Source organism: Parendozoicomonas sp. Alg238-R29, assembly GCF_947331445.1.
Taxonomy (GTDB): Bacteria; Pseudomonadota; Gammaproteobacteria; order Pseudomonadales; family Endozoicomonadaceae; genus Sansalvadorimonas.
This window is the reverse complement of the sequence record NZ_CAMZOG010000019.1, coordinates 44,853-59,722: the sequence shown is the minus strand read 5'-3', so window position 1 is coordinate 59,722 and position 14,870 is coordinate 44,853. Positions and strand designations below refer to the sequence as shown.

Here is a 14,870-nt window from a genome sequence, read left to right as displayed (position 1 = left end):
CTTCTTCGCAGTCTTGCGAGCTGCTGGCTTACGCTTTACGGTTGCCTTCTTAGCTGTAGATTTACGGGTAGTCTTGCGAGCAGCCGTCTTTTTAGCAGTACTCTTGCGAGCTGCAGTTTTTCGGGCTGTCTTTTTACGGGCAGGTGCCCGCTTCTTAGCAGCTGCACCGGCTTCCCGGGTTGCTGCCTCGGACTTGTCGAAGTCCATTTCAACATCACTCATGGCTATCTCCTTAGCACTTGCAAGCGCGATACCGTCGGACAGTGCCTTGCCTTTCGGTATCCAGAAGCCATCGCGCTCGTTCAGTACCGCAGAGTTCTGATTGACTCAACGACAGCATTTCTGGTCGGTTCAGGTTGCATCTCTTTCTCTTAACAGCAACCATCTAAATATCCTTTCGCAACTCTTGTTCTATCTATTCCAAACAATTTCTTTTATTCAAATCCCTGGAAGGATAAAACACCTTGAATCCATTCAATATAATCTGTGCTTAGGTTTTAGTGGATAGCTCCACTTACAACCTGAATTCTGTTTTGGCTTTAAATGATACAAGCCTCTTTTTATTTACCTCTAAAACCATTCCCACTTTTGTTCACCCTTACAAAGGATCTTCTATTAACCAGCTCATTCGAAACTTTTAAAACATTCTAAGCACTAATTAATTTATCTCTATTTTTTACATAGACATTAGACTAATCATTCATACAATTGCAAAATGTTTTTTTGGCTTGAAACACATATACCTAACAACAACATCTTTAAAACGATAAAAACAACTTACTATATAGAAGAAGAAAGACTTCTATATAGAGTTTAAGGAGTACTTACAAAATCATTCAGTTGTTACCAACCCCACATGAAAAGCACTATTAAATAGTGTCAAAAAACCGTTTTTTCTTATTTATAGAAAACCATATCTGCTTGCCTTCAGTACTAATTTGAACAAAGATGTCTGCTTGCGGCTCAGCCGCACTCTACCACTGAAGAAGAGAACGCAATGAAGCTGACGAAAATTGCTGCGGCCATGGTGCTGTCAACTGTTACTACCCTGCCCGTTATGGCAGCAGACAAAGCTCCTGAAACAGATAAGGAAAAGCTCAGCTATAGCTTGGGAGCACTCCTTGGCATGAGAATTAAGTCTGACTTTGACGATCTTGATGTATCAATGGTTTCCGCAGGCATCACCGATGTTCTATCAGATAAAAAGCCTGCAATTGACCAGAATAAGATGCTTGAGTTCATCCAAAAGGCTCAGCAGGAAGCAGCAGAAAAAACTCAGCAAAAGATGATTGAAGAAGCTCAGAAGAATCTCGAGAAAGGAAGTGCATTCCTTAAAAATAATGGCAAAAAGGCCAATATCGTTACTACTGAATCAGGTCTTCAGTACTCAATCATCAAGGAAGGTAAGGGTAACAAGCCTGCCAAAGAGAGCGAGGTTACGGTTCATTACGAAGGAAAACTGCTCAATGGCAATGTTTTTGACAGCTCTTATCAGAGAGGTGAGCCAACGACTTTCCGTGTAAATCAGGTCATCTCCGGCTGGACAGAGGCTTTGCAGTTGATGTCTGAAGGATCAACCTGGGAGCTATATATTCCTTCTGATTTGGCCTACGGCCCAGGCGGCGCACCACAGGGAGGTATTGGTCCGAACGAACTTCTCATCTTCAAGGTTGAGCTGATTAAAACCAACCCAGCACAATGATTCAATTAATTCCTGCTGCTCACTACCGAGCAGCAGGAATTAACTTTACTAGCCTGCCGCCATCTGACTCACCGTATCTTTGTGAGCATTGTGTAGAATTTCAATCAGCTGATCTTCCAACTCAAACCGCTCCTCCAGAGTTTCCCCTATTTGCGAAAGAGAGTTCTGCAATTCCACTACACACCCCACCTTTTCACAGCTGTCGTTGAAATCAAGACAGGCTCCTGTGTTTTTCTGAATAGAAGCAAATAGCTGTCCAGAATTATTCAGAGCTTCCTTGTCACCGAATTCCAGAGCTTCCTGCTCCAGTTGCTCGTAAATCTCAAAATGCCCTGCTGATACATAATCAACAAGCAACTGGCAGAAGTTACGAAGCTTATCCTGTAGCGGACGTTCATCGGCACTACGCTTGACCCCAGTCATTGAGCAATACAAAACAATCATGTTCTGTCGCTCATTTAACCAGTTGTCAATAAGCTCGGAAACTCCCCCCCACCTTTCTTTGGCTGACTTACAACCCTCCAGCATCATCTTTCCCCTTTACTGTTAGCATCCAGATTTTTACAGCCAGATTAGGAAAGACCGATCGAAGATTTATTACTTTCGACCGGTTTTGCTCATCCTACGGCAGCCAATATGTAAACAGCAAGAGTTAATAAAGAAAAAACAACACTTCTTTAAAAAAAAATGATTGGCAATAGAAAATACGACTTATTGATAATAAATCGAGATAACAATCAAACAATTAATCAAAAATAGATATTTGATTATGTCAAAAAATAGTCTACCAATTCTTAAGGCGTACAAACAAAGCAACAAGTGACGTGTATTATTTATTAGATAATAAAATGAAGGGGGGCAACAATCCCCTTCATTAATTACAACGTTTATTTAGAGAAGAAGTTTTCTTATATCAGCCAGCAACGCAGAAACCAAAACTGCAAATTTTGCAGCTTCTGCTCCATTAATTGCTCGATGGTCGTAAGACAGAGACAAAGGAAGCATCAAGCGTGGAACAAATTCATTACCATTCCACACCGGTTTCATACTGGCTTTGGAAACACCCAGTATAGCGACCTCTGGAGAGTTGACGATAGGCGTAAAGGCCGTGCCACCGATAGAACCCAAGCTTGAGATGGTGAAGCAGCCACCTTTCATCTCATCAGGCTTTAGCTGCTTCTTACGAGCCTTATCAGCCATCTCCGCACACTCAACCGCCAGCTCCCACAAGCCTTTGTGATCTACATCTTTGATAACCGGAACCAGCAGGCCATCTGGAGTATCTACAGCAATACCGATATTCACATACTTCTTCAGAATGCGGCTCTTGCCGTCAGGAGACAGGGAAGCGCAGAACTGAGGCATCTCACGCATCGCATAAGCCGCAGCCTTCAACAAGAAGGGTAGAGGTGTGAGTTTGGTACCGCGTGCCTCGGCTACTTGCTTCTGAGCCTTGCGGAAAGCTTCCAGCTCGGTGATATCTGCATCATCATGCTGAGTAACGTGAGGAATATTCAACCAACTACGTTGGAAGTTCTTGGCAGCAACCTGGCGCAGGCGATTGATTGGCTCAATCTCAACTTCACCCCACTGACTGAAGTCCACTTCCGGCACTTCAGGAATACCAGACCCTCCAGCAGTTGTTTCAGCAACAGGAGGCTTGGCCAAACGCTCTTTCACAAACGCCTGTACATCTTCTTTGAGGATGCGGCTCTTAGGGCCAGTTCCTTTGACCAGAGACAGGTCCACGCCAAACTCACGAGCAATACGGCGTACCGCAGGCCCCGCATGAACCAGGCCAGGTAGTGCAGGCTTGATATCTTTTATATCTGCAACCTTAGTGGCATGGCCATTAGGGCTTACGGAGGCAGCAGGGATAGGAGTATCTTTCCTGGGTTCTTCAGCTTTAGATACCGGAGCGGCCGCAGCCGGCGCAGCACCTATCGCTTCCAGAGTGAGAACCAGGTCTCCCTGGCCAAGCTCATCACCCATATTCACGTGCAGGGCAGAGACTTTGCCCGCATGTGTCGCCGGGATCTCCATGGTAGCCTTATCGGATTCCAGCGTGACAAGTGCATCATCAACAGACACTTCATCGCCGACTGCCACAGAAATCTCAACCACTGGTGCCTTATCGCCACCAATGTCAGGAACAGTGATTTCTATTGTTTGTGCAGCAGCTGGAGCCGTTGCCGGTTCAGGTGCAACTACAGGATCTTCGATTACTGCTAGTACAGGCTCATCTACAGCCGGACTTGGCGCAGCTTCAACACCACCCTCCGTCGTGAGTTTTAGTACATCGTCACCCTCTTTCAGAGTGTCACCTACATTCACCAGAACCTCAATAACGGTTCCGGCTGCAGAGGCCGGGATTTCCATCGTTGCTTTGTCTGATTCCAGAGTAATAACTGTTTCTTCAGCATCAACGCTATCGCCTGTAGAGACATTAATCTCCACGACCTCAGCGCCATCTCCACCAATATCCGGAACTTTGATTAACTCTTCAGCCATTCTTCTAGCCTTCTGGTCTGACCGGACAGGCTGGCTGCCCGGTTTCAGAGGAATTTAGTGTCGCGTTTCTCAGCTATAGAGCGGAGAGGCTTTATCAGGATCAATGCCCAGCTTGTTGATAGCATCGGCCAGAACACCACGTTCCAGCACACCATCCTTAACCAGGCCATGCAGCGCCGCAAAGGCAACGTAGTTGCGATCCACTTCGAAGAACTCACGCAGGTTCTCGCGAGTATCCGAGCGACCGAATCCGTCAGTACCCAGCGTTACGAAAGTTGCAGGGACAAAGTCACGGATCTGATCGGCATACAGCTTCATGTAATCGGTAGCGACCACAACCGGCCCCTGATTACCTTCAAGCTGCTGCTCAACCCAGGACTTACGCTGCTCTTTCTCAGGGTTCAGCATATTCCAGCGACTGGCCTCCAGACCGTCACGACGCAGTTCATTGAAGCTGGTTGCACTCCAGACATCAGATTCCACACCAAACTGCTCACGCAGGATGTCAGAAGCAGCACGTACTTCTTCCAGTATGGTGCCACAACCCATCAGCTGCACACGTGGACCTTCTTTCTTCTCGCCTTCGGAGAAGCGGTATAGGCCTTTCAGGATACCTTCAGCTACGTCATCACCTTCTGGCATAGCAGGCTGAACGTAGTTTTCGTTCATAGTGGTGATGTAGTAGTAAACATTCTCCTGCTCGCCGTACATGCGACGCAGACCATCCTGAATAATCACTGCCAGTTCATAACCATAGGTCGGATCGTAGCTAATGCAGTTAGGCACGGTGCTAGCCAACAGATGGCTGTGACCATCCTGGTGCTGCAGGCCTTCACCGTTCAGGGTGGTTCGGCCAGAGGTTGCACCAATCATGAAGCCGCGGGCTTGAATATCACCTGCCGCCCAGGCCAGATCACCAGTACGCTGGAAGCCAAACATGGAGTAAAAGGCATAGAACGGAATCATCGGGATATTGTTGTTGCTGTAGGAGGTTGCCGCAGCAATCCAGGCAGCATGAGCACCCGCTTCGTTGATACCTTCTTCCAGAATCTGACCGGTTTCAGACTCTTTGTAGAACATCAGCTGATCAGAATCCTGAGGCTCATATTTCTGACCATGAGCAGAGTAAATGCCCAGCTGGCGGAACATGCCTTCCATACCAAAGGTACGGGCTTCGTCAGGAATAATCGGCACAATGTGCTTGCCAAGGGTCTTGTCTTTCACCAGCACACCCAGAACGCGATTAAACGCCATAGTGGTGGAGATTTCACGGCCGTTGCTGCCTTTCAGCACCGCGTCAAAGGCAGAGAGCTCAGGAATCGGCAGCTGTACATCGGTATTGCGGCGACGCTGAGGAATAAAACCACCCAGCTTTTCACGACGACGACGCATGTAAACCATCTCCGGGCTATCCGGATCAGGCTTAAAGTAAGGGATCTCTTCAATCTCATCGTCTTTGATAGGCAGATCAAAGCGATCGCGGAAGTTCTTCAGGTCTTCAACAGGCAGTTTCTTAACACTGTGGCTGACGTTAGCCGCCTCAGCAGTAGCACCCGTACCGTAACCTTTTACAGTCTTGGCCAGAATAACGGTTGGGGCGCCTTTGTGGTTCACTGCTGCATGGTAGGCTGCATAAACCTTGTAAGGATCGTGACCACCACGGTTCAGGCGCCAGATGTCCTCATCGGACATGTTTTCAACCATCTTCAGGGTTTCAGGATAACGCCCGAAGAAGTTCTCACGAGTCCAGGCACCGCCCTTGTTCTTGCAGTTCTGGTAATCACCATCAACCGCTTCATCCATCAGCTGCTGGAGGATGCCGTCTTTGTCCTGAGCGAACAGAGGATCCCAATGGCGACCCCAGGTCACTTTCAGTACGTTCCAACCGGCACCACGGAATACACCTTCCAGCTCCTGGATGATCTTGCCGTTACCACGAACCGGGCCGTCTAGCCGCTGCAGGTTGCAGTTCACCACGAATACCAGATTATCCAGATGTTCACGGCCAGCCAGAGAGATCGCACCAAGGGATTCCGGCTCATCCATCTCACCATCACCCAGGAAGGCCCACACCTTGCGGCCCTGTTCAGGCATCATCTTCCGATTAATCAGGTACTTCATAAAGTGAGCCTGATAGATCGCCTGCAATGGGCCAAGGCCCATGGATACGGTAGGGAACTGCCAGAAGTCAGGCATCAACCAAGGGTGTGGATAAGAAGAAAGGCCTTTGCCATCCACCTCAGAGCGGAAGCTATCCATTTGATCTTCATTGATCCGACCTTCCAGGAAAGCACGGGAGTAAATGCCCGGTGCTACGTGACCCTGATAGTAAACCAGGTCACCGTCGCGGTCGCTATCTGGACCGTGGAAGAAATAGTTGTAGCCAATGTCATACAGCGTGGCACTGGAGGCAAAAGATGAAATATGACCACCCAGATCACCACCACGCTTGCTGGCGCGCTGCACCATAGCAAGAGCGTTCCATCGAACTAAAGAACGAATGCGACGCTCCATAAACAGATCGCCCGGCATCCGCGCTTCTTTTGCGGAGGGAATCGTATTTCTGTAAGGAGTTGTTATGGCATATGGCAGCTGGGTGCCTTTGCGGCTGGCTCTACGGGCCAGACGGGTTAGCAGGTAATGAACCCGCTCTTCGCCTTCAGCCTCCAGTACGGCTTCCAGAGCGTCGAGCCATTCCTGAGTCTCAATCGGATCGGTATCGCGTTGCATATTGTGTCCCCGGTACTGAACGAAATCAGTATAGATAGAGGAAGTGTATGAAGGTGCCGAAGGGGTTCGTAATAACGATACAGACACCCACTCCATTATTTATGTAGTTTTACTACGCGAATAGCTAGTGGCGCAATACCAAACTCAACTATTTGTGTAGTTTTTCTACAAAATGAAACAATACATTAACAAACTCAAACAATTTCAATCCTTGCAAGATAAGTAAACAGCCTGCTGTGATTTCGGTAAACTGGCGATACAGCTGAAGTTCTGAGGGGATGAAGGAAAAATGACCACCGCCATACTGGATGACATTATCGAACAGCAGAATCAGCGCTGGCAGACTTTTTCAGAGCCCTTATTGAAGGAACAACTGTCCCACGTTTCCGAAGAGATCAAAACACAAATCATCAAATGCTGGATCGGCAGCGACTACTGCTGGGAAGTCTGCCGTACAACTCCTGAACTTTTACTAGACCTTCTGCAACAAGACCTGTTGCACCGAAGCCTGAGTCAGTCGGACATGGCAGATGAATTGTATGAGCAATTAAAGGATTGCGACTCAGAAGACACACTTATGAGTGTGCTACGTAAATTCAGAAAAAAACATCAGCTGCGAATCATCTTTCGAGACCTGAATCGCCTTGCCCTCATGACAGAAACAACAACCGACATTTCTGCTATGGCTGATGCCTGCATTGAGCTTTCCTGCGACTGGTTACACGACGACTGTTGCAAGCAGTTAGGTACTCCTATGGGAGCTGATGACGGTGAAGATGAACTCCACCCGCAACATATGACCATTCTCGGCATGGGAAAGCTTGGTGCCGGAGAACTTAACCTCTCGTCAGATATTGATCTTATCTTTTGTTACCCCTGTAAAGGTGAAACTCAGGGCACGGCAAGAACCATTACCAATCAGGAGTTTTTTACCCGTTTGGGGCAACGTCTTATTCGTGTGCTGGATACAAACAATGCGGACGGTTTTGTATTCCGCGTTGATATGCGACTGCGACCTTATGGCCAGAGTGGCGCATTAGCTCTCAGTTTTTCAGCTATGGAGCAGTATTACCAGGATCAGGGGCGAGACTGGGAACGTTACGCTTTGATCAAAGCCCGTTTTATTACCGGCGACCAAGAGGCCGGCACGCAACTTATGGATATGCTGCGCCCCTTTGTTTTTCGCCGCTACATTGATTTCAGCGCAATTACTGCACTGCGCGATATGAAACGCATGATTCGAAGGGAAGTCGCACGACGCAGTCTGCATAACAACATAAAGCTCGGTCACGGCGGTATTCGTGAAATCGAGTTTATCGTTCAGAGTTTCCAGCTCATACATGGCGGTCGTGATCGCAGCTTGCAGGCTCGTTCTCTGTTAACAGTTATAGATAGCCTTGAAAGTTCAGAATATCTGCCAAGTGAAGCCTGCAACGATCTTCGCGAAGCCAATGAATTTCTTCGCAATGTTGAGCATACCCTGCAGGCCTGGAAAGACAAACAGACCCAGACACTGCCCAAGAATTCTGAAGAACAATTCAGGCTGGCATGGATCATGGGCTTCTCAAGCTGGGAAACCTTTACGGAAAAGCTGGACTTTCACCGTGAGCGAGTTGCTACCCACTTTAGTGCCATCGTTGCAGAAAGCGAAGAGCAAGAACCTGTCAAAGACAGTTCAACATCAGACTGGGATGCTTTCTGGGATGGACAACTGGAAAAAGAAGAAGAAATTCTTGTTCTTAATAAAATGGGGTTTATCACCCCGGAAGAAATCCACCGACGCCTGGTAAACCTGCGGGACGGAAAAATACTTAAAACAGTACGCCGCCAGAGTGCTGAGCGTATTGCTCTGTTTATGCCTCGTTTACTTAACGCTGTTTTGCGAGAAGCAAATCCAGATCAAGCGTTACTTCGCGTACTGACCATTATTGAGGCGGTACTGCGCAGAACCGCCTATCTTGTTCTGCTAATGGAAAATCCCGGAGCTCTGAAACATTTAATTTCCCTTTGCTCTGCCAGTCCCTGGATAACTGAGCAGGTCGCCCGGCATCCGGCACTTCTTGATGAATTCCTGAATCTTGGCAACCTTTACGCCCCTCCCGATAAAGCCCAGCTTGAAGACGAACTTCGCCAGCAGTTAGCGCACATTCCTGAGGAGGATCTGGAAACCCAGATGGAATCCCTCCGTTACTTCCGTATGGCACATATGCTCAGAGTTGCTGCTGCTCAGGTTGCGGGAAAAATGCCCCTGATGAAAGAAAGTGACTACCTGACCTGGACGGCAGAGACTATTCTTTCTTCGGTTCAGGATATAGCCCGCAAGCAGTTAGTTTGTCGTCATGGAGAACCAGGTTACGATACAGATGAACAAGCACCCGGATTTTTGATTGTTGGTTACGGAAAGCTCGGTGGTATAGAGCTGGGGCCGGGGTCTGATCTTGATTTGGTATTTATCCACAACAGCGACTCTAACAAAGTCACAACTGGCGAACGTTCGCTGGATAACAGCATGTTCTTTGCCAGAATGGGACAGCGCATAGTTCACATGCTCTCCACCAGCACAATTTCCGGGCAGTTGTACGAAGTAGATATGCGTTTGCGGCCTTCCGGAAATTCCGGTTTGCTGGTTTCTGCGCTCAAGGCTTTTGAGAAATACCAGTACAAAGAAGCCTGGACCTGGGAACATCAGGCACTGGTTAGGGCACGGTGCATTGCTGGCGATGCGGTACTCGCAAAACAGTTTGAAGCTGTTCGGGCAGATATTTTGTCCCAAACCAGAGATATACCAAAGCTGAAGAAAGATGTTCGAGAGATGCGCCACAAGATGGCAAAGAACCTCGGAACAAAGTCAACGCAGGGGGGCGCACTCCCAACCAGCTGGACTGCAGACAGTGCATTCCATCTTAAGCACGACCACGGTGGTATTGTTGATATTGAGTTCATTGTGCAATATGCCGTACTGGCATGGTCACACGCTCACCATGCGTTGACTCGCTGGACAGATAACATTCGCATTCTGGAAGAACTTGAGCAGGCCGGGCTTATGCCATCTGAGAATGTCCAGCAGTTAAATCAGGCTTACCAGGCTTACCGTAAAACACTTCATCGCCATGCTCTGCAGAAAATGGGCAGCCAAGTGAGTGGTGATCAAATGCATCATCACAGAAAAGCCATTATTACCATATGGAATGAGCTTTTAGGGGACAACATAGTCTGTTAAGACAAGCCATTTTGTGGTGCAATAGACGCGCCATTCGGCCACAAACCGAGTGGCGCTGCCGGTTCACTTTCCTAAAAGGCAGTACCAGGCCTGTCCAACCCACGGCACAGGCAACCGGCAGATTATCTGCAGTTCTGTTACACCTGAAGCGGCTACGTCAGAACAGCTGTACAAAGACAATTAGAAAAACAACAAAGTCAGCGGGAAACCGTAAAAGACATTATCACAACAACGGCAAGCAAAAACGAACTGACAGGAGAATCTATGTCTTTCGCCGATCGAGATGGCGTTATCTGGTTTGATGGCGAACTGATACCCTGGCGTGAAGCCAAAACCCACGTTCTGACACATACGCTGCACTATGGGTTGGGTGTATTTGAAGGTGTGCGTGCTTACGAAACAGCAAAAGGTCCACAGATTTTCCGTCTCAAGGAACATACTGACCGCCTGTTTCGCAGTGCACATATCCTGGGAATGGATATGCCGTTTTCCAAGCAACAATTGTCTGATGCACAGAAAGCCGTCGTTCGGGAGAACAATCTTACTGAAGCCTATCTTCGCCCTATGTGCTTCTACGGTTCAGAAGGCATGGGACTGCGTGCAGACAACTTGAAAACACACTGCATTGTTGCTGCCTGGGAATGGCCATCATACATGAGCCCTGAAGCCAAAGAGCAGGGTATTAAAATCCGTACATCGTCTTACACCCGCCACCATGTGAACATCACCATGTGTAAGGCTAAGGCGAATGGCAATTACATGAATTCCATGCTGGCCCTAAGGGAAGCTCTGGACAGTGGTTGCGAAGAAGCCCTGCTGCTGGACAACGAAGGTTATGTAGCTGAAGGCAGTGGCGAGAATATTTTCATCCTCAAAGAAGATGGCATTCTTTACACACCTGAACTGACTTCCTGCCTGGAAGGTATTACCAGGGACACAATTATTCGCTTTGCTAATGAGCTGGGGCTGGAAGTCCGGGAAAAACGCATAACCCGCGATGAAGTTTATATCGCCGAAGAAGCGTTTTTCACAGGAACTGCAGCCGAAGTTTTGCCAATCAGTGAACACGACGGCAGAAAGATTGGTTCCGGCAAGCGTGGCCCTGTTACTGAGAAGTTACAATCCATGTACTTTGATCAGGTCACTGGTAAGCGCGAGCAATGGCCTGAATGGCTGTCTTCAGTACGTTGAGCCTTGAAACCTGTAGTTCAAACTAAGGGCTTTCATCAACCTGTTGCGGAAGATAACCAGTTCGGTTAACAAAACAGAGAGAAACTGTTTTAAAAAAGAGGCGTATAATTATCGCCTCTTTTTTTTATTCCCCTTACCAGGGGCTTGAGAGAAGCTTTAAAAGGATGAGCCGTGCACGGCGCTTGAGCGCCTGTGGCCGGAGCGTTGGTATAACGCAACTCTGGCGGGCGATAGCGTCTGCTGTTCCGCAATAAGACTAGCGGAAAGAAAAACTCAGGGAAAAATGTGAAGTATCTGATTATTGGTCCGTCCTGGGTTGGTGATATGGTCATGGCCCAGACCCTGTTCACCACCATAAAAAACCAGGATTCAGAAGCCATCATAGATGTGCTGGCCCCTGCCTGGAGCGCCCCTCTGCTGGAGCGTATGCCAGAGGTTCGGCGTGGCCTGGATATGCCTCTCGGACACGGAAAACTGGAAATTAATGTAAGAAAACAGCTGGGGAAATCCCTGATCAAAGAGAAATATGATCAGGCCATCGTTCTTCCTAACTCCCTGAAATCCGCACTGATTCCCTTTTTTGCCAAAATACCCAAGCGCACCGGCTGGCGTGGGGAGATGCGTTTTGGGTTGCTTAACGATATTCACAAGCTGGATAAAGAACGTTACCCGCTGATGATTGAGCGGTTTATCGCTCTGGCCTTTCCACCAGCCTCTCAACTGCCTGAACAATTACCCAGCCCTTCCCTGAAAGCTAATACAGAAAATCGTGATCAAGCTCGCCATCGCCTCAATCTGACCAACACTCAACCGGTTCTGGCTCTCTGCCCAGGTGCCGAGTTTGGCCTGGCTAAACGCTGGCCAGAACGCCATTATGCAGAAGTAGCAAAGCAGAAATTACTCGAAGGCTGGCAGGTATGGCTACTTGGCTCCGCCAAAGACAAACCCGGCAATGATGAAATTGTCTCTCAGCTTCCTGAACAGTGCAGATCTTCTGTTCATAACATTGCTGGTGAAACCAGTCTGGCAGAGGCCATAGACCTGCTTTCCTGTGCCGATGCCGTGGTCAGCAATGACTCTGGCCTTATGCATATTGCGGCGGCGCTTGGGAGAAACCTGGTTGTTGTTTACGGCTCAACATCCCCTGGTTTCACTCCACCTTTGAACAAGAATCACAGAATTCTTCGGTTGGGTTTGGATTGCAGCCCCTGCTTTAAACGTGAATGCCCTCTCGGTCATCTGGACTGCCTGAATAAACTTGAACCACAGCTTGCTCTCGATGCTCTAGCTGAACTCGCCGGAAAGGCAACACCATTACAGGAGAGCAGTGAATGAGAGTTCTGATCATCAAAACAAGCTCTCTTGGTGATGTGATTCATACCTTGCCGGCGATTACCGATGCCTGTGCTGCTATTCCCGGTATCCGGTTTGACTGGGTTGTAGAAGAAGGTTTTTCCGAAATTCCTTCATGGCATTCTGCTGTGGATAAAGTGATACCAATAGCCATTCGTCGCTGGCGCAAAAACATTTTCCAAACCTGGAAGAATGGTGAGTGGAAAAACTTCCGCGATCAGGTTAAGTCTCAAGAATACGATCTGGTAATCGATGCTCAAGGTCTGTTAAAAAGCGCGCTATTAACTCGTGGTTTAAAGGCTCCCATTTATGGTCTGGATAAAAACTCTGCCAGAGAACCTTTAGCAGCTCGCTTTTACACACATCCTCAAGCAGTTGCCAAAGGCCAGCATGCCGTTGAGCGCGTACGACAACTGTTTGCCATAGCACTTGGTTATGAACTTTCTGCCGGTAAAGGAAGCTTCCAGCTAAAGGCAGAGATGTTTGCAGATACTGGAAACTACCGCCCTGAAAGCCCTTATCTGGTGTTTGTCCATGGAACCACATGGGTAGATAAACACTGGCCGGATACCTACTGGTGCGAACTTGCCAAAACTGCCACAGAGAACGGTTATAACGTTTGCCTGCCCTGGGGTAGTGAACAGGAAAAAGAGAGAGCTGAACTTATTGCAAGAACCAGCGGCAAAGTTCACGTTCTTCCAAAGATGAGTCTGCGCAATGTTGCTTCCGTTATCGCTGGCGCGGAAAAAGTTGTAGCTGTTGATACTGGCCTTGGCCATCTTACTGCAGCTCTGGAAATTCCTGCGGTATCTCTTTACGGGCCAACAAGCCCGGTTCTTGTTGGGGCCTATGGCAAAGAACAGGTTCATCTCACTCTGAATGACTGCCCCGAAAATGAATCTTTAAATAATGTGGAACCGGCCATTTTCACGCCGATGACACCTGATATTGTCTGGCAGGCACTGGTAAAACAGTCTGCACCTGAAGACATAACACCACCACAGACAAGCAGTAACTGAATGAAGCTGGCATTTATTCTCTACAAATACTTCCCCTTTGGTGGGTTACAGCGAGACTTCCTGCGTATCGCCAAAGTCTGTCAGCAGTCTGGTCATGAGATCACTGTTTACACCATGAGCTGGGAAGGTGAGCGCCCAAACGGTTTTGAGATTCATACGCACCGCCCATTTTCTTTTACCGCCCAGACCCGTAACAACCGATTTCAGAGCTGGATAGAAAGTCAGCTTAGCGAAAAGCCTGCTGACGTTGTCGTAGGTTTTAACAAAATGCCGGGGCTGGATGTTTACTACGCCGCCGACACCTGCTTCGAACACAAGGCCACAACCCTGCGTAAAAGCTGGTACAAATATTCCAGCCGTTACAGGCACTTCTCTGCCAATGAGAGGGCTGTTTTCGGAGCCGAATCCAACACGGTATCGTTACTAATTTCCGCCAACGAAAAAGCCATTTTCCAGAAACATTACGGTACCCCGGATCATCGCCTGCACCTCTTACCCCCTGGAATATCAAGGGATCGTCAACGTCCAGAGAATGCTGATGCAATTCATGCAGAGTTCCGTAAAGAGTTCGGGATTACTGATGATGAGCATCTGGTTCTCATGGTTGGTTCTGGCTTCAAAACCAAAGGTGTCGATCGCTCTCTACTGGCAATCAAAGGTTTACCTGAAGATCTCCGCAATAACACTCGACTGTTTATTATTGGACAGGATGATCCCCGGCGGTTTAAAGCCCAAGCGAAAACCCTTGGCATCAGCAATCAGGTAACTTTCTTCCAGGGCAGAGATGATATTCCCCGTTTTCTGGTGGGTGCTGATTTACTGATTCACCCGGCGTACAACGAAAACACCGGAACTGTTCTGTTGGAAGCACTGGTGGCAGGTTTACCCGTACTTTGTACTGATATATGTGGTTATGCCCATTACATAACCGATGCCGATGCAGGTGATGTAGCTCCATCACCATTTAGTCAGAATGATCTGAATAGCAGGCTGGTTGCCATGCTGAGTTCTGACCAAAAGCAGGACTGGCAACAGAATGCTCTGTCCTTTGCTCAAACAGCTGACATTTACAGCCTTCCGGAACGCGCTGCTGAAATTATTGAAAGCACGGGTAACACACTGAAAAACAGGGAGCCACATTAAA

The 14,870-nt window shown here is 48.2% G+C and carries 10 protein-coding genes; 6 read left to right on the top strand and 4 right to left on the bottom strand.

Features of this window, described 5'->3' with window-relative positions; genetic code table 11:
• Positions 1-222: hypothetical protein (locus tag QMA35_RS07045; RefSeq protein WP_281646434.1), on the bottom strand; the 222-nt coding region annotated here is incomplete at its 3' end.
• A 775-nt stretch (positions 223-997) separates the two neighbouring features.
• Here QMA35_RS07045 and QMA35_RS07040 point away from each other — a divergent pair.
• Positions 998-1,702: an FKBP-type peptidyl-prolyl cis-trans isomerase gene (locus tag QMA35_RS07040; RefSeq protein ID WP_281646433.1), complete on the top strand. Its 705-nt coding sequence runs from the start codon at positions 998-1,000 to the stop codon at positions 1,700-1,702.
• 48 nt (positions 1,703-1,750) lie between these two features.
• Here QMA35_RS07040 and rsd read toward each other — a convergent pair whose 3' ends face one another.
• The 3 genes from rsd to aceE all read right to left on the bottom strand — a co-directional run bounded on the left by rsd (position 1,751) and on the right by aceE (position 6,943).
• Entirely contained in the window at positions 1,751-2,230 is a 480-nt protein-coding gene (gene rsd, locus QMA35_RS07035; protein ID WP_281646435.1) for a sigma D regulator, read from the bottom strand.
• 363 nt (positions 2,231-2,593) lie between these two features.
• Positions 2,594-4,213: a dihydrolipoyllysine-residue acetyltransferase gene (aceF, locus tag QMA35_RS07030; protein ID WP_281646432.1), complete on the bottom strand. Its 1,620-nt coding sequence runs from the start codon at positions 4,211-4,213 to the stop codon at positions 2,594-2,596.
• 69 nt (positions 4,214-4,282) lie between these two features.
• A complete protein-coding gene (gene aceE / locus QMA35_RS07025; RefSeq protein WP_281646431.1) occupies positions 4,283-6,943 on the bottom strand; it encodes a pyruvate dehydrogenase (acetyl-transferring), homodimeric type in 2,661 nt (886 codons plus the stop codon).
• Between the two features lie 289 nt (positions 6,944-7,232).
• Between aceE and glnE the strand changes: the two genes are divergently transcribed.
• The 5 genes from glnE (at position 7,233) to QMA35_RS07000 (ending at position 14,869) form a co-directional block, all read left to right on the top strand.
• Positions 7,233-10,163, top strand: a complete 2,931-nt coding sequence (glnE, locus tag QMA35_RS07020; protein ID WP_281646430.1) for a bifunctional [glutamate--ammonia ligase]-adenylyl-L-tyrosine phosphorylase/[glutamate--ammonia-ligase] adenylyltransferase — start codon at positions 7,233-7,235, stop codon at positions 10,161-10,163.
• A 264-nt stretch (positions 10,164-10,427) separates the two neighbouring features.
• Positions 10,428-11,354 (top strand): branched-chain amino acid transaminase, encoded by a 927-nt coding sequence (locus QMA35_RS07015; RefSeq protein ID WP_281646429.1) that lies wholly within the window; start codon positions 10,428-10,430, stop codon positions 11,352-11,354.
• A 285-nt stretch (positions 11,355-11,639) separates the two neighbouring features.
• Positions 11,640-12,689, top strand: coding sequence for a lipopolysaccharide heptosyltransferase II (gene waaF / locus QMA35_RS07010; protein ID WP_281646428.1), 1,050 nt, complete (start codon positions 11,640-11,642; stop codon positions 12,687-12,689).
• Complete coding sequence (gene waaC, locus QMA35_RS07005) at positions 12,686-13,726, top strand: lipopolysaccharide heptosyltransferase I (protein ID WP_281646427.1); 1,041 nt, start codon at positions 12,686-12,688, stop codon at positions 13,724-13,726. Before waaF ends, waaC begins: the two co-directional genes overlap by 4 nt.
• Complete coding sequence (locus QMA35_RS07000; RefSeq protein ID WP_281646426.1) at positions 13,727-14,869, top strand: glycosyltransferase family 4 protein; 1,143 nt, start codon at positions 13,727-13,729, stop codon at positions 14,867-14,869. It abuts the gene before it with no gap.
• Position 14,870: the final 1 nt, after the last annotated feature.

Excerpts from the sequence above, each read along its gene's own strand:
- QMA35_RS07040 (WP_281646433.1), top strand. The coding sequence starts at position 998 with ATGAAGCTGACGAAAATTGCTGCGGCCATGGTGCTGTCAACTGTTACT.
- rsd (WP_281646435.1), bottom strand. The coding sequence starts at position 2,230 with ATGCTGGAGGGTTGTAAGTCAGCCAAAGAAAGGTGGGGGGGAGTTTCC.
- aceF (WP_281646432.1), bottom strand. The coding sequence starts at position 4,213 with ATGGCTGAAGAGTTAATCAAAGTTCCGGATATTGGTGGAGATGGCGCT.
- aceE (WP_281646431.1), bottom strand. The coding sequence starts at position 6,943 with ATGCAACGCGATACCGATCCGATTGAGACTCAGGAATGGCTCGACGCT.
- glnE (WP_281646430.1), top strand. The coding sequence starts at position 7,233 with ATGACCACCGCCATACTGGATGACATTATCGAACAGCAGAATCAGCGC.
- QMA35_RS07015 (WP_281646429.1), top strand. The coding sequence starts at position 10,428 with ATGTCTTTCGCCGATCGAGATGGCGTTATCTGGTTTGATGGCGAACTG.
- waaC (WP_281646427.1), top strand. The coding sequence starts at position 12,686 with ATGAGAGTTCTGATCATCAAAACAAGCTCTCTTGGTGATGTGATTCAT.
- QMA35_RS07000 (WP_281646426.1), top strand. The coding sequence starts at position 13,727 with ATGAAGCTGGCATTTATTCTCTACAAATACTTCCCCTTTGGTGGGTTA.